This window comes from Dactylosporangium sp. NPDC006015, assembly GCF_040614215.1.
GTDB classification, from domain to species: domain Bacteria; phylum Actinomycetota; class Actinomycetes; order Mycobacteriales; family Micromonosporaceae; genus Dactylosporangium; species Dactylosporangium maewongense.
This window is the reverse complement of the sequence record NZ_JBEXUD010000008.1, coordinates 348,534-374,869: the sequence shown is the minus strand read 5'-3', so window position 1 is coordinate 374,869 and position 26,336 is coordinate 348,534. Positions and strand designations below refer to the sequence as shown.

Genomic DNA, 26,336 nt, shown 5'->3' with positions numbered 1-26,336 from the left:
CGCCCGGCTCGCCGCCGCGACCCCGGACCCGCCGGTCCCGGCGGGCGGCGCGCTCACGGCCCGGGAGGTGGAGATCCTGCGCCTGGTCGCGACGGGCGCGACGAACCGCGAGATCGCCCGGGCCCTGTTCGTCAGCGAGGGCACGGTGAAGAACCACGTGTCGCGGGTGCTGACCCGGCTCGGCCTGCGCGACCGTACCCAGGCCGCCCTCTACGCCCGCGAGCACGGCCTCCTCGCTGAATGAGCACACCGCCGCGGTCCCGCCTTCAGTGGCTGACGGGCACGCCGCGGACGTAGACGGCGCGGATGTCGTGCAGGGCGGCGGGGTCGCGCAGCGGGTCGCCGGCGACGGCCAGGAGGTCCGCGTCGAAGCCGGGCGCGACGCGGCCCTTCCGGTCGCCGAGCCCGCACACCGCCGCGGCGACCGACGTGACCGCGCGGAGCGCGTCGACCGGCGTCATGCCGATCCCGGCGAGCTGCGCGACCGCCCACCGCACGACGTCCGGCGGTTTGATCGGTGCGATGCCCGCGTCGGTGCCGGCGGTGATGACGGCGCCCGCCTCGTACATGCGGCGACTCCCGGCATGCAGCAGCGGCAGGCGGGACAGGACCGCCGGCGGCGGGGTGAAGCCCGGGACCGGCCTGACGCCGATCGTGATGCCGAGCGCCACCCGCCGCGCCACGATGGCGGCGAGCACCGCGTCGGGGACCGGTTCGACGCTGTCCGCGGTCATGAACGACACGTGCTCCAGCCCGTCGACCCCGGCCGCGAGGGCGTCGGTGATCGCCTGGGTGCCGTGCGCGTGCGCGGTGACGGGCAGCCCGAGCCGGTGCGCCTCGTCGACCGCGGCCCGCAGCTCGGCGACGCCGAACTGGGACCGCTCCGGCAGGGTGCCCGGCGTGAGGTTGCCGCCGCTCGCCATGATCTTGACGATGTCGGCGCCGCGTTCGGCGCGCTCGCGGACCGCGGCCCGGACCCCGGCGGCACCGCCGCCAGAGTTGCCGCCGATGGCACCGCCGAGGAAGTGGCAGTGCCCGCCGGGTGTGGTGATCGGCGGCCCGGCGGCGACGATCGTCGGCAGCGTCGGGTCGCCCGCCACCGCGTCGCGCAGCGCGAGGGCGAGGTAGCCGCGGTCGCCGAGGTCGCGGACCGTGGTCACGCCGCCGCGGGTGGCGTGCCGGGCGGCGGCGGTCATCGCGGCGAGCGCCGCCGCCTCGTCGCGGTCCGCGAGGGCGCCGACCGGGTCGGTGGACGCGTCGAACGCCAGGTGCACGTGGGTGTCGACGAGCCCGGGCAGGATCGTCGCGTCGCCGAGGTCGACGACGGCCGCCCCGGCGGGCACGGGCACGCCGGTGCCGGCGGCGGTGATCCGGCCGCCGTCGACGATCACGACCGGGTCGGGGGTCAGGGAGCCGGCGGCGCCGTCGAACAGCCGCGCCGCGCGCAGGACGATGGTCACGGCGCTCAGGATGCGCCCGCACCGCAGTCCGGCGCATCAGTGCTACCACGGAGGTGCCACTCAGCCGCGCGGGCCGAGAGGGCGCGGCGCTCCTCGTCGCTGTGCGCCGCCGCGGCGGCCCGCCGGAACAGCTCCGCGGCGCGCGCGTGCTCGCCGAGCCGCCCGGTGAGGTCGGCCTCTACCGCCAGGGCGTGCGGGTGCCCGTCGAGCGCGCGGACCGCGGCGAGCAGCGCCAGGCCTTCCCGCGGCCCGTACGCGTAGCCGTGCGCGACGGCCCGGTTGAGCTCGATCACCGGTGACGGCTGCGCGGCGGCGAGCCGGTCGTAGCACGCGGCGATCCGCGCCCAGTCGGTCAGGTCCGGCGACGGGGCGGTGGCGTGGCAGGCGGCGATGCGGGCCTGCAGCGCGTACGGTCCGTCGGCCGTCACCCGCCGCAGGACCTCGACCGCCTCGGCGATCGCGGCGTGGTCCCAGCGGCCGCGGTCCTGCCGGTCGAGGGTGAGCAGCTCGCCGTCCGCGCCACGGCGGGCGGCGCGCCGCGAGTGCTGGAACAGGAACAGTGCCAGCAGCGCCGGCACCTCCGGCTGGTCCGGCATGAGTCGCTCGACGAGCCGCGCCAGGCGGATCGCCTCGTCCGCGAACGCGGGCTCGCCGTCGGCGTTGTAGCCCTGCGTGAACAGCAGGTACAGCACGGCGAGGACGCCGGGGAGGCGTTCGGTGAGCGCCCGGCCGGCCGGCACCCGGAACGGGATGCCGGCCGCCGCGATCTTCGACTTGGCCCTGGTGAGCCGCCGGGTCATCGCGGACTCGGTGACGAGGAACGCCCGGGCGATGTCGGCGGTCGGCACCGCGCAGATGGTGCGCAGCGTCAGCGCCACCCGCGCCTCGAGCGGCAACGCCGGATGGCAGCAGGTGAAGATGAGCCGCAGCCGGTCGTCGAGCTCGCCCGGGACCGCTTCCTCGGCAGGGGTCAGCACGGCGATCTCCTGCAGCTTCCGGCGCTCCACGGCGGCGCGGCGCAGCACGTCGACGGCCCGGTTGCGGGCGGCCGTCATCAGCCACCCGCCCGGGTTGTCCGGCACGCCGTCGCGCGGCCACCGCTCCAGGGCCGCGGCGAGGGCGTCCTGCGCGCAGTCCTCGGCCAGGGCCCAGTCGCCGGTGACCCGGATCAGCGTGGCGACGATCCTCGGATAGGCGTCGACGGCCGCCGCCGCGACCGGATCGCCGTCAGCCGGCGGGTTATGCAAAGGTCGCGAACGGCCGCAGCTCCAGCCGCCCGGCCCGCGCCATCGGGTGGGCCCGGGCGACCTCGATCGCCTCGTCCAGGTCGGCGCACTCCAGGATGTCGAACCCGACGATGACCTCCTTGGTCTCGGTGAACGGGCCGTCGGAGACGAGCAGCTCACCGTTGCGGACCCGGACGGTCGTCGCGGCGGACGTCGCGGCCAGCTGGTGGCCCGTCACCCGCCGCCCGGCGCCGTCGTGCCCGGCGACCCAGGCGACGATGTCCGGCTCGGGCGCCGGGTCGGTGTCGGGCTCGGTGTCGGTGCAGACGAACATCATGTACTTCATGGTGACGGGCCCTTCGTTCGACGGGATCTCACCATGGTGACGAGCGGGACCCCGCCGACCGGACAGCATGCGCGGAAAAAAATTATGCGAGTTGAAAGCGGGACACGACCTGCTGCAGCTCCGCCGACATGCGGGCGAGGTCGTCGGCCGACGTGCGGGTCTGCGTGACGCCGTCGTTGGTGACCTGGCTCGCCTGCGCGACGCCGCTGATGTTGCTGGCGATCTCGTTGGCGCCGGACGCGGCCTCGGCGACGTTGCGGGTCATCTCGTTCGTGGTGGCGCTCTGCTGCTCGACGGCGGCGGCGATCGTCGTGGCGTACTGGTTGGTCTCGTCGATGACGGCCGCGATCTGGGTGACGGCGGCGACGGCGGCGGCCGCGTCCTGCTGGATCGCGTCGATGCGGGCGGAGATGTCGCTGGTCGCCTTGGCGGTCTCCTGCGCCAGGTCCTTCACCTCACCGGCGACGACGGCGAAGCCCTTGCCGGCGTCGCCGGCCCGCGCCGCCTCGATCGTCGCGTTCAGCGCCAGCAGGTTCGTCTGCTCGGCGATCGCGGTGATCGCCTTCAGGACGGTGGTGATCTCGCCGCTGGAGTGGCCGAGCTTGCGGATCGTCGCCGACGCCTGCTGCGCGGTCACCACGCCGCCGCCGGCGACCCGGGCGGCGTCGGCGGCGCTGCGGGCGATCTCGGCGATGGCGGCACCCATCTCCTCGGTGCCGGCGGCCACCGTCTGGACGTTGCTGGACACCTCCCCGGCCGACCGTGACACGACGGCGGCCTGGGTGCTGCCGTCCGCCGCGCTGACGGCGATCTGGTTGCTCACCGCCGACAGCTCCTGCGCCGCCCCGGCGAGCGACGCGCTGCTCGCGCCGACGGCGAGCACCGACTCGCGCAGCTGTCCGGTGGCGGTGTTCAGGGCGCCCGCCATCGCGCCGAGCTCGTCGGCGCCGGCGACGTCCGCGGTCCGGGTGAGGTCCCCGACGGCGATCCCGGCGACGACGTGCCCGACCTGCGACACGGCCCGGACCAGCTGACCGGCGACCATCAGCGCGAACAGGACCGCCAGGGCGAGCCCCGCGACGAGCAGCGCCCACGTCCAGCGCTGCGCGTTGTCGTACGCGTCGCGGACCCGGTCCCGGCGGTGCTCCGCGGCGACGCGCTCCGCCTCCCCCGTCCGCTGCACCAGGTCGAACACCTTCGAGGCGAGCGGGGCGGTGACGTCGTCGCGGATCCGTTCGATCTCGGCGAGGTTCCCCGCCCTGCTGGCGGCGAACAGCTGCGTCGTGACCGCGTCGTGGTAGCCGGCGAACGCCGCCGCGATCTCGTCGGCGCGGGCCGGCGTGCCGGTCGTCCCGCGGTAGGTGGCCAGGTCCGCGGCGAAGCCCGTGGCGGCCGCGGCGACCTCCTGCTCGTACGTCGCCTTCTTCGCGGGGTCGGTGCTGAGCGCGTGGTTGAGCGCGGCGACGCGCACGGTCGAGATGTCGTTGCGGGCCTCGCTGAGCCCGGCGACCGGCAGCAGCCCGCGGACGTACAGCGCCTCCGCCTCCGTCTTGAGCTCGTGCAGCCGCACCGACGCGAGGGCCGCGCCGGCGACCGCGACGACGCCCAGGATCGCCACCACGAGCAGCACCTTGGTGCGGACCGCCCGGTTCGCGAGCCAGCGCGTCATCGCCATCACCTCGAGGTTCAGATCGGTTGCGGTCAGGTGCGCCTGAGGTGACTCGCCGCACCGTTTCGCCCGCTGCACCAGGGGCACCACTACTGGTGGGTGCCGGCAGCGGCACCGACCTTCTGCGATTGGGGTTCGCCATGGGACTGAGCGACAAGATCGACAACCAGGCGGAAGAGACCGCCGGCAAGGTCAAGGAAGGCGCGGGCAAGGCCACCGGCAACGAGCGGCTCGAGGCCGAGGGCAAGGTCGACAAGGCCTCGGGCAGCCTCAAGCAGGCCGGTGAGAAGGTCAAGGACGCGTTCAAGGACTGAGCGCGGTGAAAATAGGCCTGCGTCCCGCCGGGACGCAGGCCTTTCACATGTCCGGCTACAGGTCCAGGACCAGGATCGTCTCGGTCAGCAGCCGGCGGGCGAGGACGACGCCGTCGTCCGTCGACAGGCCGGGCAGGTCCGCGATCGCGTGCGCCCGGCCGTCGAGCAGTGCCCGGACCGCCGCCACGCAGACCGCCGGCATCGTGACCGTCCGGTCCGGTGCCGCGATCGCGACGTGCCCCGGGTCCGGCTCCGTGACCTGGATCCGCAGGCCGGGCCGCAGCCGGACCCGGTCGCCCGCGGCCAGCCGCGCGAGCGCCGCCGCCTGCGCGACCGGCCGCAGCGGCGCCGGCCGGGCCCCCGCTCCGCGGCCGCGGCGCCACCGGTCGGCGACCTCGTCGGGGCGCAGCGTGTCGAGCCACTCGTGCAGCGCCTTCACAGTGTCGGCGAGCAACGGGGCGATCGCCGACCCGTCGCCCGGGTCGGCGCCCATCGGCAGCCCCGCCCGCAGCGCCGGCGCGTCCGCGGCGAGGTCCAGCAGCGCCTCCACGACGCTGAGCCGGGTCGGCGCGCGCAGGCCGATCGTCAGGTGCAGCGACCAGTCGTCGAGCGCACCGGCGGCGTGCAGCCAGCCTCGCGGCAGGTACAGCGAGTCGCCCGGCTCCAGGACCGCGTCCAGGTGCGGCTCGCCCGCGGCGACGGCGGCGACCTCCTCGGCACGGCCGCCCCACGGCTGCCGCTCGACGGGGTCGGGGACCACCGGCGGGTGCACCCGCCACCGTTTGGTGCCCGCGACCTGCAGCACGAAGACCGCGTGCGTGTCGTAGTGCGTGGCGAAGCCCTGGTTGCCAGGCGGCGTCAGGTACGCGTTCACCTGCACCGGCACGCCCAGCTCCCGGCCCAGGTCACCGGCCAGGTCGACCAGCGGCGGCCACAGCCGGTGCAGGCCCTGCAGCACCAGCGTCGCACCGCCGGCGAGCTGCTCGAAGACCCGCTCGTCCAGGACCTGGTCGCCGACCTCGGCTCCTGGTCCGCCGCCGCCGGTGTACCGCGCGGCGGGGATCACCTTGCCCTGCCGGGCCATCCGCACGAACGGTGTGCGCAACGCCCGGCGGCTCAGCAGCTCGTCGACGTCGTCGAGGTCGAGCAGGTCGGTGTAGTCATCGGCCCGGCGCGACAGCAGCGGCGTGCGGTCCCAGTGCCGCTCGGCGAAGTCGTCGGCGGGGATCGGGACGCATCGGCGCAGCGCTGACCTCACCTTCTGACCGGCGCCGCCGCTGTCTGCGGTCATTCGCTCGCGCCGCCGTCCGCGCCGCCGTCCGTGGCGCGCGCGTCAGCGCCGCCGTCGTTGGGGCCCTCATCGGCACCGCCGTCGGCGCCGCCGTCCTCGGCCTCGATGTTCGCGCCGCCGTCGGCGGTGCCCTCGTCCATGGTCGCGCCACCGTCCGCGCCGCCGTCGTGCGCGGCCGGCACGGCACCGCCGTCGGCGGGTCCCTCGGGGCCCGGGCCGGGCGGGGTGGTGGTGATGTCGTCGTCGTTGAGCGCCATCGCTGAACTCCATCCTGATCGGGTCGGAGCTTCCCGTTACCCCGCCCACCACGAAGGCAATCGAATCGACGCAAAGCGGCTCACGCCCCGCTCAGCCCGGCGTTCCCGGCCGGCGGCGCAGGTCGGCCTCGGTGGCGTGCCGGTGCGCCACGGCGATCAGGTCGTCGAGGTCGGCGGCGGTACGGGCGCCGGGGTTGAGCACGCAGACCCAGCCCTGCCGCCCGTATGCGGGGTGCGGCAGGATCTCGTCGAGCCCGGCGAAGTCGATGCCCGCCTGCCGCTCGGGCAGCTCCGCGGGCGGGTAGCCGAGGTGCGCCTCGAACGCCTCGCGCCCGGCGTGCACGTTGACCCGGAACACGCCCGGCCGGTCCAGCCGCGACGCCTCGTCCCAGCCGGGGGTGTCCCGCCCGACGATCGTCGCGAACGGCATCCTGCGGTCCGGGCCGACGTAGAAGAACCGGTCGCCCCAGCTCGTCTCCGGCGCCCCCGACTCCTGCGTCGCGAGCAGCAGCTCGACGCCGGGCAGGGCGAGGATCCGGCCGGCGATCGCCTCCGGGGTGGCAGCGTCAGTCATGACTTCAACCGTATCGTTGAACCACCCGGTGAAGGTTTGGCGCGCTCCGTCAGTACAGTGGCGGCGAAAGCCTCAAGCGGTGCGCCCTGCACGGGGCATGAACAGCCGGACCGTGACCCCGCGGGCGGTGCTGGTGATGTGCAGGTCCCGGCACAGGTTCCGGACCATCCACAGGCCGCGGCCGTTGATCTCCTCGGGCGCCGGCAGCTCCCGCGACACGAACTCCGGCAGGCCCGGCCCGTGGTCGCTGACCTCGACCCGCACGCCCTCGTCCGTCTGCTCGATGACGATCCGCCCGCTGCCGCCGCCGTGGCGGATCGCGTTGGCGGCGAGCTCACTGACCGCGATCACCAGATCGCGCACGTTGGACGCGGAGACGCCGGCGAGGCGGGCGGTCTGCTCGACGAGCTCCCGGACGCGGCGTAGGCCATCGCCGGTGAACTCCCGAGTCACAGAGCGTATCCGGTCGCGTGTCATCGGTTACCGCGTCCTTACGCCCGTCTCGTGGCCTGCCAACTCGTGGCCTGCCAATTCGTCCCCCGAGCAGGACAGTACCCATCAGGCGCGCTCCCGAACCGTGCCGGACCCGTGCTGGCCGGCGGTCACACGGGTAGCTGCTGGGCGGTGGGTCGCAGGACGTCGCGGACGAGGTCGGAGGCCTGCGGCATGCCCGGGCGCGCGGTCGCGCCGGCACAGGCCTGGGACTCGGCGGCCCAGGCGGCGGTGGCCAGGTCGGCGAGCTCTGCGGCGGGGATGCCGGCGCGCAGCAGCGGGAACTCCTCGGTCGACTCGCGCCGGGTGTGGGCCAGCAGCATGGCGTGGACGGCGGCCAGGCCGTCGACGTCGCCGAGGCTGATGGAGACGTCGGCGAGGGCCTCGCTGATCCGGCGCTCCTCGTCGAGCAGGTGGTCGGCGAGGTGGTCCGGGGGGTCGAGGTGTCGGGTGAGCGGGTGGACGATCTCCTCCTCGATCGTCTCGTGGACGGCGATCATCCAGGCGAGCTCGCCGAACGCGGTGTAGCGGTCCTCCCCCGCGGCGGCCGCGGTCCTGTCGAACTGCTCGTCGATCCGGGACTGGTGCTCGGTGAGCATCGCCGGCAGGTCGGCCACGCCGGCGGCCGGCATCGCGGCCATCAGCTCCTGCGGGTCACGGTCCTCGTGCAGGCGGAGCAGGTCGCCGGCGGTGTGGAGGGCGGCGAGCTCCATCTGCAGGTGCAGCTCCCACAGCTGGCGCAGCCGGCGGTCGGTCTCCTGCTCCAGGAACGTGTGGTACATGGCGCAGGCGGCGCACTCCTGGACGACCAGCTGGGCCCAGAGGCTCTGGTCGCCACCCGGGGACAGGGCGGCCCCGGCGAACGGGTGCAGCGCGGCGAGCGTGTCGTGGCGGGCCGTGGCGGCCAGGCCGAGGCGCTGCACGGCACGCTGGGACTCCAGGTCGGGGCAGCGCAGGGCGGCACGGCGGTTGAACAGGGCGGCGGCCGCCTGGAGGGCTTCCATCTCGTCGACCCGGCCGCTCGCGCCGGGCTCGGCGGAGCGCAGTTGGGTCGCCTCGACGTCGAGCTCGTGCCAGTGCCGGCCCTGGCGGCCTACCGGCAGTCCCGGGTGCTCCAGCGGGTTGAACATGGGCCCTCCCTCGGCAAACCGAACCAGGCGTGACGAATCCGAACAAAGCGTGACAAACCAGCAAGTTCGCGCGGCGAATCCGAACCAGGCGTGACGCGGGACGCGTGACAAGGAAGCGCTACCCAGCTTCGGCGGCGCGACACCCATCCTCCTCCGATCCGGGGGCTCGCGAAGCAAAGATCGAGCGCCGGGAACGACCCATTGACTTTTAGTTAACTTTCTTTATCGTTGGGCATCAATCAGACCAACGCTGGAGGCATAGATGGCGCTACGACACCGGCTGGTGCTGGTCGCCGCCGCGACGATCCTGGCGGCGGGCGGCACGGCCGTCCTCGCCGGGACCGCGGAAGCGGCCGGCTCGCTGACCGCCACCCTCACGTACGACTCCGACTGGGGCTCCGGCTACCAGGCGAAGTACACGATCGCGAACGGCTCCGCGGCGACCGTCACGTCGTGGAAGGTCGAGTTCGACCTGCCGGCCGGGACCACGCTCGGCAGCTACTGGGACACCCTGGCCGGCCAGGCCGGCACCCACGTCACCGCGACGAACCGGACCTACAACGGCACGCTCGCGCCGGGCGCGTCGACCAGCTTCGGGTTCCTCGTCTCCGGCGGCGGCAAGCCCGCCAACTGCAAGCTCAACGGCGCCAGCTGCGCCGGCGTGGCCGACACGCAGGCGCCGACCGCCCCGGCGAGCCTGCGCGGCACCGGCGCCACCTCGTCCAGCGTCAGCCTGGCCTGGAACGCCTCGACCGACAACGTCGGCGTCACCGCGTACGACATCTACCGCGGCGGCACCCTGGCCACCACCGTCACCGGCACCAGCGGCACGGTCGGCGGGCTGTCGGCGTCGACGGCCTACACGTTCACGGTCAAGGCGCGCGACGCCGCGGGCAACACCTCCGCCGCGAGCAACCAGGTCAGCGTCAGCACCACCGCGGGTGGTGGTGGCGGCGGCACCGCGGTGCCCGTCGCACCGTACGTCGACATGGGCGCGTGGCCGACCCCGTCACTCCCCGACATGGCGACCGCCGGCAACCTGAAGAGCTTCACCCTCGCGTTCGTCAACAGCGCCGGCTGCAAGGCGTCGTGGTTCAACGCATACGACCCGAGGGCCGCGTGGGCGAAGGACCAGATCGACGCGATCCGCGCCCGCGGCGGCGACGTCAAGATCTCCTTCGGCGGTGCGAGCGGCATCGAGCTCGCCCAGGCCTGCGGCACCCCCGCGGCCGTCGCGGCGGAGTACCAGGCCGTCGTCGACGCGTACCAGCTCAACTACATCGACCTGGACATCGAGGGCGCGGCGGTGGCCGACCCGACCACGGTCGCGCGCCGGTCGCAGGCCCTCGCGCTGCTGCAGGCCGCCCGGCCCAACCTGAAGATCTCCCTGACCCTGCCGGTCCTGCCGGAGGGCCTCACCGCCGACGGCGTGGCCGTGGTCCGCTCCGCCCGCGACGCCGGGGTGAACCTCGACCTGGTCAACGTCATGGCGATGGACTACCAGCGCAGCAGCGGCGACTACGGCAACTTCGCCGTGCAGGCGGCGCAGTCGACGTTCGCGCAGCTCAAGACCCTGTACCCGGCGAAGACCGACGCGCAGCTGTGGCGGATGGTCGGCGTGACGCCGATGCTGGGCAAGAACGACGACGGCGGCACCTACGACCAGGCCGACGCTCGGCAGCTGGTGGCGTTCGCGCAGGCCAACCACCTGGGCATGCTGTCGTTCTGGGAGACCACCCGCGACCGCAACGCGTGCACCGGCGCGCTCTACATGTGCACCAACATCCCGCAGCAGCCCTACGAGTTCAGCCGCATCTTCGCCGCGTACACCGGCTGAGACCCGCGCTGAGCCGGCTCACGCACCGCGCTGAGACGGCTCACGCACTGAACGGCGTCGCCGGTGGAGCGGACCGGCGGCGCTGTTCGGCCGTGTCGTGCACCGTCTCCGTCGCGGGGTGGGAGAACACCGCCGGAGCGATCTTCGCCCGCGCCGGCGCCTCGACGCCGACGGGGGCAGGGGCGGCGCTGGGAGCGGGGGCGGGCGCGGGCGCACCGCCGGCGGGTCGCAGTGCGGCGGCGGCGTCGGCGGCGGACACCGCGCCGGAGCAGACCGCCCGCCACAGGGTCATGGCGGCGCCGGACACGGTGACGACCTGCCGGTCGAGGGCCTCCGGCGTCGCACCGGCCTTGGCCAGCACGGCGGCCGCGGCCGGCTGCAGGTCCACCCACGGGCGCACGGTCGCGGCGGTGAACCCGGCCGACGCCCACTGCGCCGCGAGCCGGCTGATCCGCTCCGCGACCGCCAGGGGCACGACGTCGCGGCCGCTCGGCCGCTCACCCAGCAGCGCCCGCGCCAGCTCGGTCAGCTCCGCGATCGGCACCCACCCAGCCTCGCCCTCGCTCACTGCGGTCTTCTGGGTCGGGCGGCGGCCAGTGGTCGGTTCCATGCCTCCATGATCCCTCATCGCGTAACCGGCCGGCTACGCGCACCCCTCCATGACAGCGCGTGACGCAGCAGCGGGCGGTAGACGCGGGCCGAGTCGGACAGCGAACCGAAGTGCGAGGTGCCGTTGTCGCCGATGTACGTGGTGGCGATGACCGTCTCGTTGATCTGCCGGCCGGCGCGCGCGGCGTGCAGCAGGACGTTCATCTCGTACTCGAACCGTTCGCCCGGGATCCCGCACAGCCAGTGCAGCAGGTCCGCCGGGTAGCCGCGCAGCCCGGTCTGCGTGTCCCGGACGCCGCGGCCGGTCGCGGCGCGGAACAACACGCGGGTGACGGCGTTGCCGAAGCGGCTGCGCAGCGGCACCCGGCCCTCGAAGCGGCGAACGCCGAGCACCATCTGGCCGCCGACCTCCACGTGCTCGGCGACCCGGAGGATGTCCTCCAGGAGGTGCTGACCGTCGGGGTCGGCGCAGACGACCGCCTGGCCGGGGTGCGCCGCGGCGATGTGCCGGAAGCCGGTCTTCAGCGCCGCGCCCTTGCCGCGGTTCGTCCCGTGTCGCAGCACCGTGCAGCCCAGCTCCCGGGCGCGGTGCAGGAGGCCCGCGGCGGCCGGTCCGCTGCCGTCGTCGACCACGACGACGTGCGCCCCCGGCCGCGCCCCGGACAGCGCGATGACGGTGCTGACGAGGCCGTGGCCCGGCTCGTACACCGGCAGCAGAAACATCACGGATGCCTGTTACCCAGCCGGGCGGCGGCGCAATGCCGCCACCGCCGCCCGCTCGCGGCGCAGCAGCCCGGCGGGGTCGGCGACGCCCAGGAACCAGAGCCGCGACGCGACGTGCAGCGCCCGCTCCCGCCGCGACGCCGGCTCGCCGCCGGTCGCGGGCACGTCGAGCAGCGCCGCACCACGCAGCCGCAGCACCTTGCGGGCGAGGAACCGGATCCGCGGCAGGTGCCACGCGTGCGAGACCAGCCCGAGCGGGTGCCCGGGGCCGAACTCGTGCCCGGCGAGCAGGCCGTCCTCGGCCGTGTGCAGCAGGTTCTCCAGGGTGCTCCGCGACCGGCACTCGGTCCGCAGCGCCGCGTGGCGGTCGAGCCCGGCGGTCCGCGCCCGGGCCACCATCAGGTCACCCTCCCGGCAGCCCTCCGGCGGTCGCGGCGCGCCCTCGGCCGCCTCCGCCCACCCGCCGCTGAACACGACCAGCGGCGCCGCCGCGGCGTCGAACGCGTCCCGGTGCGCCGAGACGTAGCCGATCGCGGCGTCGACCCTGGCGGCACCCGCCGGGGTGAGCACCCATTCCCCGCCGGCGGTCGCGACCCCTCGCCCGAACACCAGCAGCACGGTCGTCACCGGCGCCGTCACGATCCCACCGTACTCACCGCGCCGTGCTTGACTGCGCGGGTGACGGACGACGATCTCGCCTCGCTGCTGGCGCGGCTGCCGCGGCTCACCGGGCTCGAGCACGACCGGCTCGTCGTGACCGTCGAGCAACGCGGCGACCCCGCGGCGATCGGGCCGCTGCGGGAACGGGTGGGTGAGGCGCCGGGGGAGGCGCTGTTCGGACTGCACCACGCGCTGGTCCGGCTGACCGGCCACGACCCGGTGCTCCCCCTCGACCGCGACGCCTGGCCACACGCGGTGCGCCTGGCGTGGGCCGCCTGGACGCCGGCGACGGAGGCCCGGCCGCGGGTGGAGGACGTCGAGCCGCTCGGCGACGACCGGGCGAGGCTCGTGGTCGCCGACGGGCGCGGCGTCGTCGGCATCGACTACGACCCGACGCCACCCGGCTCGACCTGGCCGCGCTGGTTCAAGTCGCTCCTCGTCGGCGGGTCGCCACTGTACGGGGTGGGCTCCGACTGCGGCACGTGCGAGACCACGCTGCACCTCATCGGGTGGCCGGAGCGGCCCGCGGCGGCGCTGTCGCAGCTGGTGCGGGAGCGGCTCGGCGACGTGACCGCGCTGGACCGGGACGTGCTGGACGCGGTGGCGCCGCTGCTGACGGGGCTGCGCTCCGGGCACTACCTGGCCGCGCTCGCCGACCTGGACCTGGAGGTGGTCAGCGACCCGGCCGCGTCCTGGTGCGTGCGGCGCCACGAGCTGCGCGTCGACGAGGAGCCCTTCGACGTGCCGGAGGTCGACTGGCCCGGCACCGGCCATCTCCAGCTGCGCACGACGGTGCCCGGGGTGCGGCCGACGTTCGCCGTGGTGCTGCCGTCCCAGGACCTCGCGGCCGTCGATCCGCGTACCGTGGCGGCACACACGGCAAGGATCGCCGCGGGTGAACGGCCCACCGCCGTGGTCACCGCGTGGGTGGAGGACCGCGACGTGCGGATGGACCACCCCGAGCGGTTCTTCGTCGGGGTGGTCCTCGACGGACACCACAAGCTCGTCGCGTACGCGCGGCACGGCGTCCCGGCGCGGGTGCTGCTGCTGTGCCGGGTCGAGGACTCGTGGGGCCCTCCCGCCGACCGCACCGCGTTCCTGCGTGCGGTGCTCGACAGCATGGTCGGCTGAGCTACAGACCCGGCAGGATGCTCCGCGTGAAGGCGTCCAGGACGACCTTCGGGCCGGTGACGACGCCGTCCACGCGGACGACCGATCCGGTCACGGTGACGGTGGCGTTCGCGAGCGGGGCGGTGCCGCTGCCGTACGCGGTGCGCTGCGCGGCGGCCGACTGCTCAGCGGCGGCCGGGGACGCCGCGACGGAGCACACCACGGCGTGGATCTTCGCGTCCGACGACGGGCGGAGCGTGCCGACGGCGACGGCACCGGTCGCGGTGCTGGCGTAATGGGCGACCACGACGCCGCCGAGGCAGTCGGCGAGGGAGCGCGGCACCGGATCGCCGGCGAGGGACCTCGCCACGCTGACGACGTCCAGCGTCGCGCCCGCGCTGCCGATGAGGACGTCGGAGCCGATGGCGCGGACCACCGGGTAGACGCCGGCGGCCCGGTCGGCGGACTGCTTCGGCGCGATCAGGCGGTCGCCGTCGGCGGTCCAGCCCTTCGCCGTCAGCGCCGCCTGCACCGTGGCCGGGTCCTGGCCGCCGGCGAGCACGGTGACGATCGGGCCGGTGCCGGCGGTGACGGCGTAGGTGGCCGTGGTGTGGTTGATGCCGTAGCCCTCGCCGGGGCTCGCGCTGTGGGTGCCGTAGCCGGCGAGGGCCTTCCACTCCGCGCCGAGACCGTTGAGCGCGGTGGTGTCGGAGAACCGCACCACCTTGCGGGTGGCGTCGCCCGCCTCGATCCGGCCGAGCGCGGTCAGGAACGCCGTGCCGCCGGGCGTGCTGCTGGCGCGGCGCGTCGGGCTGGTGCCGGTGACGCCGGCGTTCGAGTGGTCCGACGACCTGTTCTTCGTGCGCTTCGGCTTGGACGAGCAGGCGGCCATGGAGAACGCCAAGGAGAAGGCGAGGATCACTCGCAACGCATGCATGGGCGCGATCCTAGGAACGGCCGTCAAGCATCGGCATTGACCGCGGTACATGAGCGAGTTACTTTGAGGATTCTTTACAGAAAGGTGGAGGACGTGCTGCCGAGGCACGAGCTGGACGTGCCGGACCCGGCGCCGCTGCCGTTCGCGATCGGCTCGTTCGACTGGTTCGGGCCGATGGCGCGGGCCGGCTTCCCGCACCGGCACAGCTTCCACGAGATCGTCTACGTCACCCGCGGCACCGGCGCGCACGTCGTGGACCTCGCCGCGCACCGCCTGCGGCCGCCGCAGCTCTTCGCGGTCGCACCCGGGCAGGTGCACCACTGGCGGGACGTCTGCGGGCTCGACGGCTGGGTGATCGTCTTCGCCGACGACGCGCTGCACCAGCACCCGGAGGACCGCCGCGCCCTGACGGCCCTGTCGGCCGCGCCCGGGCTGCGACCCGCCCCCGGCGACGCGGCCGGCCTCGAGTCGCTGCTGGCCGCGATGGCGCTCGAGTACACCGAACGCCGGCCGGGCTTCACCACCGTCCTGGCCGCGCTGCTGCACGTGCTCGTCGTCCGCGCGCTGCGCCTCGGCGCGCCGAGGCCCGCGGATCCGGCGCCGGGCGTGGCGGAGCGGTTCGGCCGGCTGCTCACCCACGACACGGGGATCGCGCCGACCGTGCGGGCCTACGCGGCGCGGCTCGGCGTCTCCACCAGCCACCTGACGGAGGCGGTGAAGGCGTCAACCGGCGAGCCGCCCGGCCGGCTGATCCGCCGCGCCCAGGCCCTGGAGGCGCGGCGGCTGCTGGCCCGGACCGGGCTGAGCGTCGCGCAGGTCGCGCACGCCGTCGGGTTCGCCGACCCCGCGTACTTCTGCCGCTTCTTCCGCCGCGAGGTCGGCGTCACCCCCGGCCGGTTCCGGGAGCTCAACCGGGAGTGACCCCGAACTTGCAGTACACGTGCCCCCTGGGGAGGAGACGGCCCGCCCGGTGCGGCGCCCGGGCGGGCCGGGGTCTCAGGTGCGGTACCAGCGCTGGTTGGCGCCGCCGTTGCAGGTCCAGATGGCCAGCGGGGTGCCGTTGGCCGTGCCGTGCGCGGTCGCGTCGAGGCACTTGCCGGACGCGACACTGACGACGGTGCCGTCGGCGTTGACGCTCCACTGCTGGTTGGCGCCCGTGTGGCAGTCGTAGATGATGACCGGCGGGCCGTCCGCGGTGGCGGCACCATTCACGTCCAGGCACTTGCTCCGCGGTGAAAGGCTGAACCAGCACATGCGCATCGTCGGCGTCACCGGCACCGAACTGTTTCTCACCGGCCCGCTGCAGGTCGTCCGCGTCGAGGTCGAGGACTGGCCGGGACGGCTGGACATCACCGGCGACGGCGTCGCGGGCCACGCCGACGTCCACAGTGGACCTCTGGTTGAGGTCGGCGTCTCGTGTACCGCGCCGCCCGGCGCGACGGTGCCGATCCGGGTGACCGCCACCGGTGGGCACACGGTCGAGGCCTCCCTCGTCGTCGCCGAACCGGGCTGGACGGTGTGGATGGTGCCGCATTTCCACTACGACCCGGTCTGGTGGAACACCCAGGCGGCCTACACGGCGACGTGGGACCGCGAGGGCCGCCTCGGCACCGAGTTCCGGGCCGCGTTCCAGCACACCGGCTTCGACCTGGTCCGGCTGCACCTGGAGACCGCCCGCCGCGACCCGGACTACAAGTTCGTCCTCGCCGAGCTCGACTACCTGAAACCCTACTGGGACAGTCACCCCGAGGACCGCCGGTACCTGCGGACCCTGCTCGCCGAGGGCCGCCTCGAGCTCATGGGCGGCACCTACAACGAGCCCAACACCAACCTCACCTCCGCCGAGTCGACGATCCGCAACCTGGTGCACGGCATCGGCTTCCAGCGCGACGTCATCGGCGGCGACCCCCGCACCGCCTGGCAGCTCGACGTCTTCGGGCACGACCCGCAGTTCCCCGGGCTCGTCGCCGACGCCGGCCTCGACTCGTCGTCGTGGGCGCGCGGCCCGTTCCACCAGTGGGGGCCGATGCTGTGGACGTACGAGCCGCGCGACGGCTGGGGCGACCCGTCGGCGATGCAGTTCAGCTCCGAGTTCGAGTGGATCTCCCCCTCGGGCCGCGGCGTGCTGACCCACTACATGCCCGCGCACTACTCGGCCGGCTGGCACATCGACGCCCAGCCGACCCTCGCCGGCGCGCAGCAGAGCGTCTACGAGCTGTTCCTGCTGCTGAAGAAGGTCGCCGCGACCCGCAACGTGCTGCTGCCCGTCGGCACCGACTACACGCCGCCGGCGAAGTGGGTGACGGAAATCCATCGCGAGTGGAATTCCCGCTACGCCTGGCCCCGCTTCGTGTGCGGGCTGCCCCGCGAGTTCTTCGCCGCGGTCCGCGCGCAGCTGGCCGCCGACGGTGTCCCGGCCGCGCCGCAGACCCGCGACATGAACCCGGTCTACACCGGCAAGGACGTGTCGTTCATCGACACCAAGCAGGCGCAGCGGCACGTGGAGGCGCTGCTGGTCGACGCGGAGCTCTTCGCGACCGTCGCCGCCGCGCTGCACGGCGCGCAGTTCCCGCACGCCGAGGTCGACAAGGCGTGGCGGCAGCTCGTGTACGGCGCCCACCACGACGCCATCACCGGCAGCGAGTCCGACCAGGTGTACCTGGACCTGCTGACCGGCTGGCGGGAGGCGCACGACCTGGCGGGGTCCGTGCTGGACGGGGCGCTGGACCGGCTCGGCCCGCGACCCGGCGGGGGGCCGGACCGGTCCGTGGTCGTCTTCAACCCGTCGGCCTGGCCCCGCACCGACCTGGTCCGGGTCCGCGTCGACCTGCCCCGCCCCGGCACGACCGGCCTCACGGTCGGCGACGTGCCCGTCCAGCTGGAGCACCCGCGCCACCACGAGGACGGCACCCTCGCCTCGGTCGACGTGGTCTTCCGCGCCACCGACGTGCCGTCGCTCGGCTACCGCGCCTTCCCCCTGACGCTCTCCTCCGCCCTTGCCTCCGCCCCGGCCTCCGCCCCGGCCTCCGCCCTTGCCTCCGCCCCGGCCTCCGCCCCGGCCTCCGCCCCGGCCTCCGCCCTTGCCTCCGCCCCGGCCTTCGGCTGGACTGCGACCGGGGGCGAGCCGGTCATCGCCAACGACGTCTACCGCCTCACGGTCGACCCGGCCCGCGGCGGCTGCGTGTCGAGCCTCGTCGACCTGCGCACCGGCCGCGAGCTGCTGCGGCCCGGCCGGGTCGGCAACGAGCTGCTCGTCTACGACGAGTACTCCGCCCACCCCCGCTTCCACGAAGGGCCCTGGCACCTGCTGCCGAAGGGCCCCGCCACCCACGGCTCCGCCCGGGAGCCCGCCGCGGGCGTCCTGGTCGAGCACGGCCCGCTCGGCGAGCGGATCACCGTCACCGGCGCGGCCGGCCCGCTGCGGTTCACGCAGACCCTGACCCTCTGGCACGGCGACGAGCGCCTCGGCCTCGCCACCCGGGTCGACGACTTCACCGGCGAGGACCATCTCGTCCGGCTGTGCTGGCCGGTGGACGTCCCCGGCGGGCTGCCCGTCAGCGAGGTCGGCAACGCCGTCGTCGGCCGCGGCTTCGGGCTCGTCGAGGTCGACAGCGGGCAGGCGCCGTGGACCCTCGACAACCCGGCGCAGCACTGGTTCGCGGTCTCCAGCACCGCCCGCGTCGACGTGCACGACCTGTCCGGCGTACGCCGGCACACCAGAGCGATCGGGATCGCCGAGATCGTTGCCGCGCAGGACGTGCGGGACCTCGCCGTCGCGCTGGTGCGGCGCGGGGTCACCGCCACGACGTCCCGGCCCGGCGGCCCGCGCTACGGGCGACTCGCCGTCGACTCCAACCTGCCGGACGTGCGGATCAGCGTCGGCCGGACCGCGTTCACGGAGGCCGTCCTCGCCGCCGCGGACCCCTCGTACGCCGGCGAGGTCGACCGGCAGCTCGCCGCCGCGGGCCGCGCCCGGGTGCTGGTGCCCGCGGCTCGGCCGCTGACGGACGTGTGGGTGCCCAACGCGGACCTCACCGGCGTCCTGGACCTGCCGGTGCTCATCGTCATCGGCGCCGGCGCGGTCGAGGCGCTGTGCGACGACCTCGCCGCCACCGGGACCGTGCCGGTGACGCAGCCGTTGACCGTCATGCCCGACCCCGATCTCGACGACCGGACCGTCGCCATCGTCAACCGCGGCATCCCCGGCTTCGCCGTCGACACCACCGGCGCGCTGCACCTGTCGCTGCTGCGCTCCTGCACCGGCTGGCCGTCCGGGGTGTGGATCGACCCGCCGCGCCGCACCGCACCCGACGGCTCGACCTTTCAGCAGCAGCACTGGACCCACACCTTCGACGCCGCCCTCGTCGCCGGCCCCGGCGACTGGCGGGCCACCGCCCTGGTGCGGCACGGCCACGAGGTGAACCACCCACTGCACGCCCGCGTGGTCCCCGGCTCCTCCGCTGAGTCCGCAAGCTACCTGACCGTCTCATCCACCGGCGACATCGTCGTCACCGCGCTCAAGCCTTCAGGAAATCCACTCGCCATTGGAATCCCCCCAGCCACGGTCAACAACGTCACGGTGCGCCTCTACGAGGCGTCCGGCTCCCCCACCGACGTCCGGCTCGCCCTGTGGACCCCGGTGACGGCCGCCCACTCGACCAACCTCCTGGAATCACCCGCCCCCGTGCTGCCCGTGCGCGACGGCGCGGTGCTGCTGTCGCTGGACGGTGCAAGCATCGCGCAGCTCACGGCCGACACAGACCCCATCGCCCCGGCCCCGGCGCCGGCCGCCCCCGCCTACGCGAAGTACTGGCTGCACAACACCGGCCCAGCCCCGACCGGCAACCTCCCGGTGACAGTCCACCTCGACCCACCCGTCGCCACCATCACCCCCACGCCGACCGCCCCGCCCACCACAACCGCCCCGCCGCACGTGCCTGAGGCGGCCGCCGCACCCGACGCGCCCACCACAACCGCCCCGCCCCACGTACCTGAGGCGGCCGCCGCACCCGACGCGCCCACCACAACCGCCCCGCCCCACGTACCTGACGCGGCCGCCGCACCCGACGCGCCCACCACAACCGCCCCGCCCCACGTGCCTGACGCGGCCGCCGCACCCGACGCGCCTGACACAGCCGCAACTCCCGCGACTCCGACATCTCCCGCCATGCGCGCCGTGCCCGCGGCTTTCGACGCGACCGCAATTCCCACAACGCCCGAAGCGCCGGCACCTCCGGCAACCCTCGCCGTGCCCGCCATGTCCGCAGCTCCTGTCACGTCGGCGGCTTCCGATGCGCTGGCTGCTGCCGTCACACCCGCCACTGATGTCGTGAGCGGCGGCGGGGCGGTGGCCGTGACGGTGACCGTGGCGTCGGATCTGGCCCGCGACCGCGCTGCCGGCACCGTCTCGCTCGAGGTGCCGCCGGGGTTCGGGGCGGAGCCGGGCGGGTTCGCGTTCGACCTTCCGCCGGGCGAATTCGTCCGGCACCAGGTCGTAATCCATCCTCCGTTGGATATTCGGCAGGGGGTGTACTGGCTGCGCGCCAGCACCTCGCACGGTGTTGAGGACTTCGTGCGGCTGCTCGTCGGCGTCGACGGACCCGAAACCGTGACGGCCGCCTGGAGCGACCCCGGCCCGTTGCGACTGCGCCCCGGGCAGTCCAGCCAGCTGGAGCTCTCGCTCGAAACCGACGCCGCCGGGCCGATCGTCGTCGACGTGCAGCTCATCAGCCCGTGGCACACCTGGGACGTGTTCCCGGCACCCTCGCGCCGGGTGGACCTGAGTGGGCGGACGACGCTGCGGATCCCGGTCACGGTCCCGGACGGGCATGACCCGGGCACCTGGTGGGCGCTGTGCAAGGTCGCCCACGCCGGCGAGCTGCACTACACGGCGCCGGTCACCGTCACGGTGCTGCCATGACCGCCGTCGCCTGGGTGGCCGGCAGGCCGCTCGACGTCGCCGCGGTCGACGCGCGGCTCGCGGCGATGCGCCAGGGGCCTTACGCGGCGCGGCTCCCCGACCCGGCCACCGCGGAGGGCCGCAACCTCCGCCGCTGGCTGGTGCAGGTGCTGACCGTGGAGGCGGTCGTCGCCCACGAGGCACACGCGCTCGGGGTGACAGCGGCCTCCGGCGACGCGCCCCGGCAGGTGACGCTCGCGGAGGCCTTGCGGTCCGGCGGCGTGACCGCGGCGGTCGTCGCGGCCCATCCCCTCGCACGGTCGCTCCGCGCGGTCGTGGCGCCGCCGGTGCCCGCCACCGAGGCGGACACGGCGGCGTACTACGACCGCAACCGGGACCTCTTCCCGTTGGATTTCGCGCAGGTGCGTGACGCGCTCGCCGCCCGGCTCGGCGCGGAGGACGCCGAGCGGCGGTTCGCGCGGTGGCTCGAGGAGCGTTGCGCCGCGCTGGTGCGGTTGGCGCCCGGTTACGAGCACCCCGGCGACCCGAGGCACCCGGACGCCGTGCACCGGCACTGACCGCTCAGCCGGTCAGGTCCAGCGCGGCCCGGACGACGGAGTCCGTGTCGATGCCGTGGTAGCGGTAGACGTCCTCCAGGCCGCCGGCCTGGCCGAACCGTGACACGCCCAGCGACAGCGTCCGCACCCGGTTGACCGTGGCCAGGAACGCGAGTGTGTGCGGGTGCCCGTCGAGGACCGTCACCATCGGCGCGGCCCGGTGCTCGGGAAACACCTGGTCGAGGATCCACGACGGCCCGTCGCCCTGCCCGCGGCGCGCCTGGACCGCCTCGAACAGGCGGCCGGGGCTGGTCACGCAGATGACCTCGGCGTCGACGCCGAGGCCAGCGAGCCGGTCCGCGGCCGCCAGGGTCTCGGTGACCATCGCGCCCATCCCGACGAGCGTGACCGCCGGGGTCGCTCCCGTCGCGGCGCGCAGCGTGTACGCCCCGGCCAGGACCTGGCGGCGGCGCCGCTCGCGGGCGGCCGGGTCGGTGGGGACCGCGGCCAGGGCCTGGTTGACCGGGCGGGTCGACAGCCGCAGGTAGGAGGAGCTGCCGTCGGGCCGGCCGAGGCGGGAGATCGCGTCGAACAGCGTCCACTCGACCTCGATCGCGAACGCCGGCTCGAAGCTGACGCAGCCGGGCTGCTCCAGGCCGATCGACGGCGTCTTGATCGACTGGTGCGCGCCGCCCTCGGCCGCGAGGCTCACCCCGGACGGGGTGCCGACGAGGATCGACTGGCCGCCGGCGTAGATGCCGTAGGACCAGGGTTCGAGGGCCCGCTCGACGAACGGGTCGTACAGCACCCCGATCGGGAACAGGGGCTGGCCCCAGCGGCTCCAGGTGGCGCCGAGCTCGCCGATGAGACCCACCAGGTTGACCTCGGCGATGCCCAGCTCCATGTGCTGGCCGGTGGGGCGCTCCCGCCAGTGCATGGTGGTCTCGCTGTCGTCGGCGAACCAGTTGTGCCGCTCCGTCGGCGACCACACGCCGACCTTGTTGAGCCAGCCGGCGAGGTTGGTGCTGGAGCTGACGTCGGGGCTGACGGTGACCACCCGGCGGGCCGCCTCGGGCGCCTCGCGGGTCAGGTCGAGCAGCGCCCGGCCGAGCGCGGCCTGCGTGGTGGACGTGCCGGACGGCGTCCGGCCGATATCGGTGGGGATGGCGGGCGGCGCCACGGCCGCCGGGGTCTCGCGCCGCAGCCGGTCCGCCGTGTCGCGGCACAGCCTGCCCGCGGCGGAGTCGGCGGCGAACCGCACCCACGGCCGACCGGCGTCCATGCCCAGGCCGGCGGCGAGCTGCTCGTACTGCTCGACGGTCAGCAGCGAGGAGTGGTTCTGCGGGTGGCCCTGGGTGGGCAGGCCGTAGCCCTTGATGGTGTACGCGATGACGACCGTCGGGCGGGTGTCGTCGATCTGCGCGAAGGCGGCTCGCAGCGCGTCGAGGTCGTGGCCGCCGAGGTTGCGGATCGCCTTCGTCAGGGTGTCGTCGTCGAGGTCCGCGACCAGCGCGGCGACCTTCGGGTCGGTCCCGGGCAACCGGGCCCGCAGCTCGTCGGCGCCGCAGCGCAGCAGCCGCTGGTACTCCGGGTTGGGCATGTCGATGATCCGGCGCTTGAGCTCGGCGCCGCCCGGCCGGGTGAACAGCTCTTCCAGGAGCCGGCCGAACTTCACCGTGATCACCTGCCAGCCGGCGGCGGCGAACATCTGCTCCAGCCGGCCGGCGGCGATGTGCGGCACGACCCGGTCCAGGGACTGCCGGTTGAGGTCGACGATCCAGACGACCTCGCCGAGCTCCGCGACGGACGCGTCGAGCATCGCCTCCCACACGGCGCCCTCGTCGAGCTCGGCGTCGCCGACGAGTGAGTACTGCCGGCCGCCGCCGGTCCTCGCGTCGGTCTGCGCGTCGACGAACCGCCTGGCGATCGCGCCCCAGATCGGTGCGGTCGCGCCGATGCCGACCGAGCCGGTCGAGTAGTCGACGGGGTCGGGGTCCTTCGCGCGGCTCGGGTAGGACTGCAGCCCGCCGAACTCCCGCAGCCGTGGCAGGTAGGACTCGTCCAGCTCGCCGAGCAGGTAGTTGACGGCGTGCAGGACCGGCGACGCGTGCGGCTTGACCGACACCCGGTCTCCCGGCCGCAGCTGCTCGAACCACAGCGACGTCATGATCGACACCATCGACGCGCACGACGCCTGGTGCCCGCCGACCTTGAGCCCGCTCGGGTTGGGCCGGACCCGGTTGGCATGGTGGACCATGGCCGTGGACAGCCACAGCACCCGGTCCTGGACCTGCTGCAGGGCGTCGGGCTCGGCCTGATCCGTCACGGGCACCACCGGTGTGTGGAGGATGCTGGTCATGATGCCACAGTAGGGTGGAATATATGATAGACGCAAGAGTCTCCTGTGGCAGCCGTTGCAGGTGTACGACTCCCCTGCGTGGCAAGGCGATCCAGGCAACACACCGAAACGCACGCGGATGCGCTACCGTATATTCGTGGTGTCTGAGGCGTCGCTCGAGAAGTCAGCCGGCCGGGTCGGACTGCGGTCCGTCGCAGGGCCGAACTCCGCCGTGGACCGGGTGACCGCCGAGATCAGGCGCGGCGTCCTCAACGGCACACTGAAGGCCGGCTCGAGCTTCTCGATCGCCGACCTGAGCGTGCAGCTCGGGGTGAGCCACATCCCCGTCCGCGAGGCCCTCCGGCGCCTGGAGACCCAGGGGCTCATCACCCTGCGCCCCGGCCGCAGCGCGATCGTCAACCCGCTAGACCGCGACGAGCTCCGCTCGATCTACCGGCTGCGCAAGCTCATCGAGTGCGACCTGGCCGCCCGCGCCTGCATCGGCCTGACCCCCGCCGACCTGGACGAGGCCGAGCGCCTGCTCAAGGCGTTCACCCACTACGAGCTCGACGCCGACGAGTCCTGGGAGATCCACAAGCAGTTCCACCTCGCGCTGCTCCGCCCCGCCCTCACCGAGTGGGACCTGCGCCTGCTGGAGCAGCTGTGGCACGCCTGCGACCGCTACACCCGCGTCGTCTACGAGACCTACCAGATCGACCGCGAGGAGCGCCGCCGCCGGGAGATCGCCCACCGCCTCCTGATCGACGCCGCCCGCACCGGCTCCCCGGCCGAGCTCAAGCTGGCCGTCAACGAGCACCTCGCCGAGCACGAGCTCGCCTGCCTCGAGTGGATGGCCGCTCTTCCCCCAACCTCCTGACACCGCAGGGACGGCAAAGGACCCGACCCCGGACGGGACACGTCCGTGCATCGGGTCCGAGGGCCGGCCAGGGCGTCGCTGCGGCGCGCGGGGCGCCCCGGCCGGCGGTCTTCGTGGTGTTTAGCGGGCCGCGTGCCGGGCGTACGCCTCAGCCATCGCCGGGACGAGGGCCAGCGCGGCGGGTCGGTCCAGCCGGTCGGTGCGCTGCTGCATGATGCCCCCCAGCCGGCGCTCCGGCGGGACCTCGTCGCCGCGGGCGGCGACCAGGGTGTGGAAGTGCGGGTTCGCCTCGCCGAAGGTGAGCATGTAGGTGGCCGGGGCGCCGGTCACCTCGCTGACGGCGGCGGAGAGGTCGCGGGCGCGGCGGCCGTACGTGGCCAGCTCCGCGTCGCTCAGGCCGCTGATCCGCAGGGCGTGGCGGCGGACCCGCAGCACGAACCAGCCGGGGACGTCGAAGCCGTCGAGCACCTCGCACGCCCAGAGGTCGTCGCGGAAGACCACCGCGGCGTCCTCGAGGGCCTCCATCTCGCAGGGTGTGCAGCCGGCGGTCACGAGGCGCTCCCGGTGACGCGGGTGACGAGCGAGCCGAGGCCCTCGATGGTGCTGACGAGCTCGTCGCCGGGGCGCAGGTAGACGGCCGGGTCGCGGCCGAAGCCGACGCCGGCCGGGGTCCCGGTGAAGATGAGGTCGCCGGGGCGCAGCGGCAGGTGCGACGACAGGAACGCCACCAGCGCGGGCACGGTGAAGATGAGGTGCCTGGTGCGTGAGTGCTGGACCTCGTCGCCGTTGCGGCGGCAGCCGATCTCCAGGTCGTCGGGGTCGCCGAGCTCGCCGGGGGTCACCAGCCACGGGCCGATGGGCCCGAAGCCGGGCAGCGACTTGCCCAGGCCGAACTGCGGCGGCGTGCCGCCGGCGAACTGCAGCGTCCGGTCGCTGAGGTCCTGCCCGATCGTCAGTCCGGCGATGTACGACCATGCGTCCGCCTCGGCGACGTGCCGGGCGGGGCGGCCGATCACCACGACCAGCTCCACCTCCCAGTCCACCGTCGAAGACGGCAGGTCGACGGCGCCGGGGCCGGTGATGCAGGAGCTGAACTTGGGGAAGACCATCGGCTGCGATGGCAGCACCATGCCGGACTCGCCGGCGTGGTCGGCGTAGTTGAGCCCGACGCCGAACACCTGCGACGGCCGCGGCACCGGCGGGCCCGCGTCCGGCGGTGGAGGCAGCGGCGGACCGGCCGGCGGGCGGGTGTCGGCCCAGGCCAGGAACTCGTCCCAGTGGTCGAGGACGTCGTGCGGGTCGGGGCCGAACCGGCCGCCGCTGGCGGACGCGACGTCGACCAGGTCGGCGCCCTCCTGGCTGACGAGGCGGCCGGCGACGTTGGCGAGCCGCATCAGTCGAACACCGTGACGACGGCGTCGGCGTGGATGTCGTCGTTGACGCGGTCGGTGTCGTCGGCGCGGCGCCAGATCTCGTAGCCGTTCTCCCGGCAGATCTTGCCGTCGCGCATCTGGAACGCGTGGATCAGCCTCATGCTGCACCGGGTCCCGGGCGGGAACGGGCAGTTGCGGAAGCCCTCCTGCGTGATCGTCAGCTCGAAGATGCTGTCGTCGAAGACCCACTCCTCGGTCGCGAACCGGTGCAGGTTGGTGATCTTGTGGACGTGCATCGCCGCGAAGATCTGCAGGTACTCGGCCTTGACCGTCTCCTTGTCCCGATGGACGAGGCCGCGGGCGGGGACCTCCCAGACGATGTCGTCGGTGTAGACCGCGATCGCCTGGTCGATGCTCTCCGGGTTCTCGTTGTGGAAGTGCTCGTCCACGGTCGCGTTGTTCAACGCGATGATCGCTTCCCGCTTCTCGGCCTCGGTCTGGGCAGACATGGGTGGCTCCGTTTCTTGCAAAGGAGTGCACGCGCCCGGCAGGGGACGGACGCTAGAATATATTTTCTAGCCTGACATGCTGCCCGGGCGAGCACAAGACCTTCCGGATCTCGCCCGAACGGCGGAAGCTGCAGCACTGGCCACGCGA

The 26,336-nt window shown here is 74.0% G+C and carries 26 protein-coding genes; 8 read left to right on the top strand and 18 right to left on the bottom strand.

Going from position 1 to position 26,336, the window contains the following annotated elements; genetic code table 11:
• Positions 1 to 244, top strand: a 244-nt coding sequence (locus tag ABZ321_RS17595) for a response regulator transcription factor (protein ID WP_354892184.1), incomplete at its 5' end; no start/stop codon positions are given.
• Between the two features lie 22 nt (positions 245 to 266).
• Here ABZ321_RS17595 and ABZ321_RS17590 read toward each other — a convergent pair.
• The 4 genes from ABZ321_RS17590 to ABZ321_RS17575 form a co-directional block, all read right to left on the bottom strand.
• Positions 267 to 1,460 (bottom strand): amidohydrolase family protein, encoded by a 1,194-nt coding sequence (locus ABZ321_RS17590; protein ID WP_354892181.1) that lies wholly within the window; start codon positions 1,458 to 1,460, stop codon positions 267 to 269.
• A gap of 5 nt (positions 1,461 to 1,465) precedes the next feature.
• Complete coding sequence (locus ABZ321_RS17585; protein ID WP_354892178.1) at positions 1,466 to 2,707, bottom strand: DUF6596 domain-containing protein; 1,242 nt, start codon at positions 2,705 to 2,707, stop codon at positions 1,466 to 1,468.
• A complete protein-coding gene (locus ABZ321_RS17580) occupies positions 2,700 to 3,032 on the bottom strand; it encodes a YciI family protein (RefSeq protein ID WP_344514442.1) in 333 nt (110 codons plus the stop codon). Before ABZ321_RS17580 ends, ABZ321_RS17585 begins: the two co-directional genes overlap by 8 nt.
• An 82-nt stretch (positions 3,033 to 3,114) precedes the next feature.
• Positions 3,115 to 4,701: a methyl-accepting chemotaxis protein gene (locus ABZ321_RS17575; protein ID WP_354892174.1), complete on the bottom strand. Its 1,587-nt coding sequence runs from the start codon at positions 4,699 to 4,701 to the stop codon at positions 3,115 to 3,117.
• A 140-nt stretch (positions 4,702 to 4,841) separates the two neighbouring features.
• On the opposite strand from ABZ321_RS17575, the gene ABZ321_RS17570 reads away from it, so the two are divergent.
• A complete protein-coding gene (locus tag ABZ321_RS17570) occupies positions 4,842 to 5,015 on the top strand; it encodes a CsbD family protein (RefSeq protein WP_344514446.1) in 174 nt (57 codons plus the stop codon).
• Between the two features lie 55 nt (positions 5,016 to 5,070).
• Here the strand turns inward: ABZ321_RS17570 and ABZ321_RS17565 are convergent, their stop codons facing one another.
• The 5 genes from ABZ321_RS17565 to ABZ321_RS17545 form a co-directional block, all read right to left on the bottom strand.
• Complete coding sequence (locus tag ABZ321_RS17565) at positions 5,071 to 6,306, bottom strand: cupin domain-containing protein (RefSeq protein ID WP_354892171.1); 1,236 nt, start codon at positions 6,304 to 6,306, stop codon at positions 5,071 to 5,073.
• Positions 6,303 to 6,563, bottom strand: coding sequence for a hypothetical protein (locus ABZ321_RS17560; RefSeq protein WP_344510473.1), 261 nt, complete (start codon positions 6,561 to 6,563; stop codon positions 6,303 to 6,305). The genes ABZ321_RS17565 and ABZ321_RS17560 overlap by 4 nt, the downstream gene beginning before the upstream one ends.
• Before the next feature lie 91 nt (positions 6,564 to 6,654).
• On the bottom strand, positions 6,655 to 7,137 hold the full coding sequence (locus ABZ321_RS17555; protein ID WP_344510475.1) for a DUF6194 family protein: 483 nt from the start codon (positions 7,135 to 7,137) through the stop codon (positions 6,655 to 6,657).
• A 72-nt stretch (positions 7,138 to 7,209) separates the two neighbouring features.
• A complete protein-coding gene (locus ABZ321_RS17550) occupies positions 7,210 to 7,590 on the bottom strand; it encodes an ATP-binding protein (RefSeq protein ID WP_344510477.1) in 381 nt (126 codons plus the stop codon).
• A gap of 149 nt (positions 7,591 to 7,739) precedes the next feature.
• A complete protein-coding gene (locus ABZ321_RS17545; protein WP_344510479.1) occupies positions 7,740 to 8,759 on the bottom strand; it encodes a hypothetical protein in 1,020 nt (339 codons plus the stop codon).
• Between the two features lie 262 nt (positions 8,760 to 9,021).
• On the opposite strand from ABZ321_RS17545, the gene ABZ321_RS17540 reads away from it, so the two are divergent.
• The gene (locus ABZ321_RS17540) at positions 9,022 to 10,596 is read left to right on the top strand and encodes a cellulose binding domain-containing protein (protein ID WP_344510481.1); all 1,575 of its coding nucleotides are present in this window, start codon (positions 9,022 to 9,024) and stop codon (positions 10,594 to 10,596) included.
• Between the two features lie 40 nt (positions 10,597 to 10,636).
• Here ABZ321_RS17540 and ABZ321_RS17535 read toward each other — a convergent pair whose 3' ends face one another.
• From ABZ321_RS17535 to ABZ321_RS17525, 3 genes are read right to left on the bottom strand one after another with little or no spacing between them, the layout of a single operon-like run.
• Positions 10,637 to 11,206, bottom strand: coding sequence for a hypothetical protein (locus ABZ321_RS17535; protein WP_354892164.1), 570 nt, complete (start codon positions 11,204 to 11,206; stop codon positions 10,637 to 10,639).
• 14 nt (positions 11,207 to 11,220) lie between these two features.
• Positions 11,221 to 11,928, bottom strand: a complete 708-nt coding sequence (locus ABZ321_RS17530; protein WP_344510791.1) for a glycosyltransferase family 2 protein — start codon at positions 11,926 to 11,928, stop codon at positions 11,221 to 11,223.
• A gap of 12 nt (positions 11,929 to 11,940) precedes the next feature.
• Complete coding sequence (locus ABZ321_RS17525; RefSeq protein WP_354892161.1) at positions 11,941 to 12,567, bottom strand: YdcF family protein; 627 nt, start codon at positions 12,565 to 12,567, stop codon at positions 11,941 to 11,943.
• Positions 12,568 to 12,606: 39 nt separating this feature from the next.
• Here ABZ321_RS17525 and ABZ321_RS17520 point away from each other — a divergent pair, with 39 nt between their 5' ends.
• Complete coding sequence (locus tag ABZ321_RS17520) at positions 12,607 to 13,719, top strand: hypothetical protein (RefSeq protein WP_354892158.1); 1,113 nt, start codon at positions 12,607 to 12,609, stop codon at positions 13,717 to 13,719.
• Position 13,720: 1 nt separating this feature from the next.
• Here ABZ321_RS17520 and ABZ321_RS17515 read toward each other — a convergent pair whose 3' ends face one another.
• On the bottom strand, positions 13,721 to 14,635 hold the full coding sequence (locus ABZ321_RS17515; protein WP_354892155.1) for a hypothetical protein: 915 nt from the start codon (positions 14,633 to 14,635) through the stop codon (positions 13,721 to 13,723).
• A 93-nt stretch (positions 14,636 to 14,728) separates the two neighbouring features.
• Between ABZ321_RS17515 and ABZ321_RS17510 the strand changes: the two genes are divergently transcribed.
• Positions 14,729 to 15,556: a helix-turn-helix domain-containing protein gene (locus ABZ321_RS17510; protein WP_344510490.1), complete on the top strand. Its 828-nt coding sequence runs from the start codon at positions 14,729 to 14,731 to the stop codon at positions 15,554 to 15,556.
• Between the two features lie 75 nt (positions 15,557 to 15,631).
• Here ABZ321_RS17510 and ABZ321_RS17505 read toward each other — a convergent pair whose 3' ends face one another.
• Complete coding sequence (locus ABZ321_RS17505; RefSeq protein WP_354892205.1) at positions 15,632 to 15,889, bottom strand: RICIN domain-containing protein; 258 nt, start codon at positions 15,887 to 15,889, stop codon at positions 15,632 to 15,634.
• On the opposite strand from ABZ321_RS17505, the gene ABZ321_RS17500 reads away from it, so the two are divergent.
• Complete coding sequence (locus ABZ321_RS17500; RefSeq protein ID WP_354892152.1) at positions 15,888 to 20,555, top strand: glycoside hydrolase family 38 C-terminal domain-containing protein; 4,668 nt, start codon at positions 15,888 to 15,890, stop codon at positions 20,553 to 20,555. The genes ABZ321_RS17505 and ABZ321_RS17500 overlap by 2 nt on opposite strands.
• Positions 20,552 to 21,112 (top strand): hypothetical protein, encoded by a 561-nt coding sequence (locus tag ABZ321_RS17495; RefSeq protein WP_354892149.1) that lies wholly within the window; start codon positions 20,552 to 20,554, stop codon positions 21,110 to 21,112. Before ABZ321_RS17500 ends, ABZ321_RS17495 begins: the two co-directional genes overlap by 4 nt.
• Before the next feature lie 4 nt (positions 21,113 to 21,116).
• On the opposite strand, the gene ABZ321_RS17490 is transcribed toward ABZ321_RS17495, so the two are convergent.
• The gene (locus ABZ321_RS17490; protein ID WP_344510498.1) at positions 21,117 to 23,450 is read right to left on the bottom strand and encodes a pyruvate dehydrogenase; all 2,334 of its coding nucleotides are present in this window, start codon (positions 23,448 to 23,450) and stop codon (positions 21,117 to 21,119) included.
• A gap of 136 nt (positions 23,451 to 23,586) precedes the next feature.
• Between ABZ321_RS17490 and ABZ321_RS17485 the strand changes: the two genes are divergently transcribed.
• Positions 23,587 to 24,306, top strand: a complete 720-nt coding sequence (locus ABZ321_RS17485; protein ID WP_344510500.1) for a GntR family transcriptional regulator — start codon at positions 23,587 to 23,589, stop codon at positions 24,304 to 24,306.
• 120 nt (positions 24,307 to 24,426) lie between these two features.
• Here ABZ321_RS17485 and ABZ321_RS17480 read toward each other — a convergent pair whose 3' ends face one another.
• From ABZ321_RS17480 to ABZ321_RS17470, 3 genes are read right to left on the bottom strand one after another with little or no spacing between them, the layout of a single operon-like run.
• Positions 24,427 to 24,831 (bottom strand): hypothetical protein, encoded by a 405-nt coding sequence (locus ABZ321_RS17480; RefSeq protein WP_354892145.1) that lies wholly within the window; start codon positions 24,829 to 24,831, stop codon positions 24,427 to 24,429.
• A 23-nt stretch (positions 24,832 to 24,854) separates the two neighbouring features.
• On the bottom strand, positions 24,855 to 25,700 hold the full coding sequence (locus tag ABZ321_RS17475; RefSeq protein WP_344510504.1) for a fumarylacetoacetate hydrolase family protein: 846 nt from the start codon (positions 25,698 to 25,700) through the stop codon (positions 24,855 to 24,857).
• Complete coding sequence (locus tag ABZ321_RS17470) at positions 25,700 to 26,188, bottom strand: nuclear transport factor 2 family protein (protein WP_354892142.1); 489 nt, start codon at positions 26,186 to 26,188, stop codon at positions 25,700 to 25,702. Before ABZ321_RS17470 ends, ABZ321_RS17475 begins: the two co-directional genes overlap by 1 nt.
• Positions 26,189 to 26,336: the final 148 nt, after the last annotated feature.

Excerpts from the sequence above, each read along its gene's own strand:
- ABZ321_RS17495 (WP_354892149.1), top strand. The coding sequence starts at position 20,552 with ATGACCGCCGTCGCCTGGGTGGCCGGCAGGCCGCTCGACGTCGCCGCG.
- ABZ321_RS17560 (WP_344510473.1), bottom strand. The coding sequence starts at position 6,563 with ATGGCGCTCAACGACGACGACATCACCACCACCCCGCCCGGCCCGGGC.
- ABZ321_RS17570 (WP_344514446.1), top strand. The coding sequence starts at position 4,842 with ATGGGACTGAGCGACAAGATCGACAACCAGGCGGAAGAGACCGCCGGC.
- ABZ321_RS17535 (WP_354892164.1), bottom strand. The coding sequence starts at position 11,206 with ATGGAACCGACCACTGGCCGCCGCCCGACCCAGAAGACCGCAGTGAGC.
- ABZ321_RS17470 (WP_354892142.1), bottom strand. The coding sequence starts at position 26,188 with ATGTCTGCCCAGACCGAGGCCGAGAAGCGGGAAGCGATCATCGCGTTG.
- ABZ321_RS17515 (WP_354892155.1), bottom strand. The coding sequence starts at position 14,635 with ATGCATGCGTTGCGAGTGATCCTCGCCTTCTCCTTGGCGTTCTCCATG.
- ABZ321_RS17580 (WP_344514442.1), bottom strand. The coding sequence starts at position 3,032 with ATGAAGTACATGATGTTCGTCTGCACCGACACCGAGCCCGACACCGAC.
- ABZ321_RS17575 (WP_354892174.1), bottom strand. The coding sequence starts at position 4,701 with ATGACGCGCTGGCTCGCGAACCGGGCGGTCCGCACCAAGGTGCTGCTC.
- ABZ321_RS17565 (WP_354892171.1), bottom strand. The coding sequence starts at position 6,306 with ATGACCGCAGACAGCGGCGGCGCCGGTCAGAAGGTGAGGTCAGCGCTG.
- ABZ321_RS17475 (WP_344510504.1), bottom strand. The coding sequence starts at position 25,700 with ATGCGGCTCGCCAACGTCGCCGGCCGCCTCGTCAGCCAGGAGGGCGCC.
- ABZ321_RS17540 (WP_344510481.1), top strand. The coding sequence starts at position 9,022 with ATGGCGCTACGACACCGGCTGGTGCTGGTCGCCGCCGCGACGATCCTG.
- ABZ321_RS17505 (WP_354892205.1), bottom strand. The coding sequence starts at position 15,889 with ATGTGCTGGTTCAGCCTTTCACCGCGGAGCAAGTGCCTGGACGTGAAT.
- ABZ321_RS17480 (WP_354892145.1), bottom strand. The coding sequence starts at position 24,831 with ATGGAGGCCCTCGAGGACGCCGCGGTGGTCTTCCGCGACGACCTCTGG.
- ABZ321_RS17490 (WP_344510498.1), bottom strand. The coding sequence starts at position 23,450 with ATGACCAGCATCCTCCACACACCGGTGGTGCCCGTGACGGATCAGGCC.
- ABZ321_RS17555 (WP_344510475.1), bottom strand. The coding sequence starts at position 7,137 with ATGACTGACGCTGCCACCCCGGAGGCGATCGCCGGCCGGATCCTCGCC.
- ABZ321_RS17500 (WP_354892152.1), top strand. The coding sequence starts at position 15,888 with ATGCGCATCGTCGGCGTCACCGGCACCGAACTGTTTCTCACCGGCCCG.
- ABZ321_RS17545 (WP_344510479.1), bottom strand. The coding sequence starts at position 8,759 with ATGTTCAACCCGCTGGAGCACCCGGGACTGCCGGTAGGCCGCCAGGGC.
- ABZ321_RS17530 (WP_344510791.1), bottom strand. The coding sequence starts at position 11,928 with ATGTTTCTGCTGCCGGTGTACGAGCCGGGCCACGGCCTCGTCAGCACC.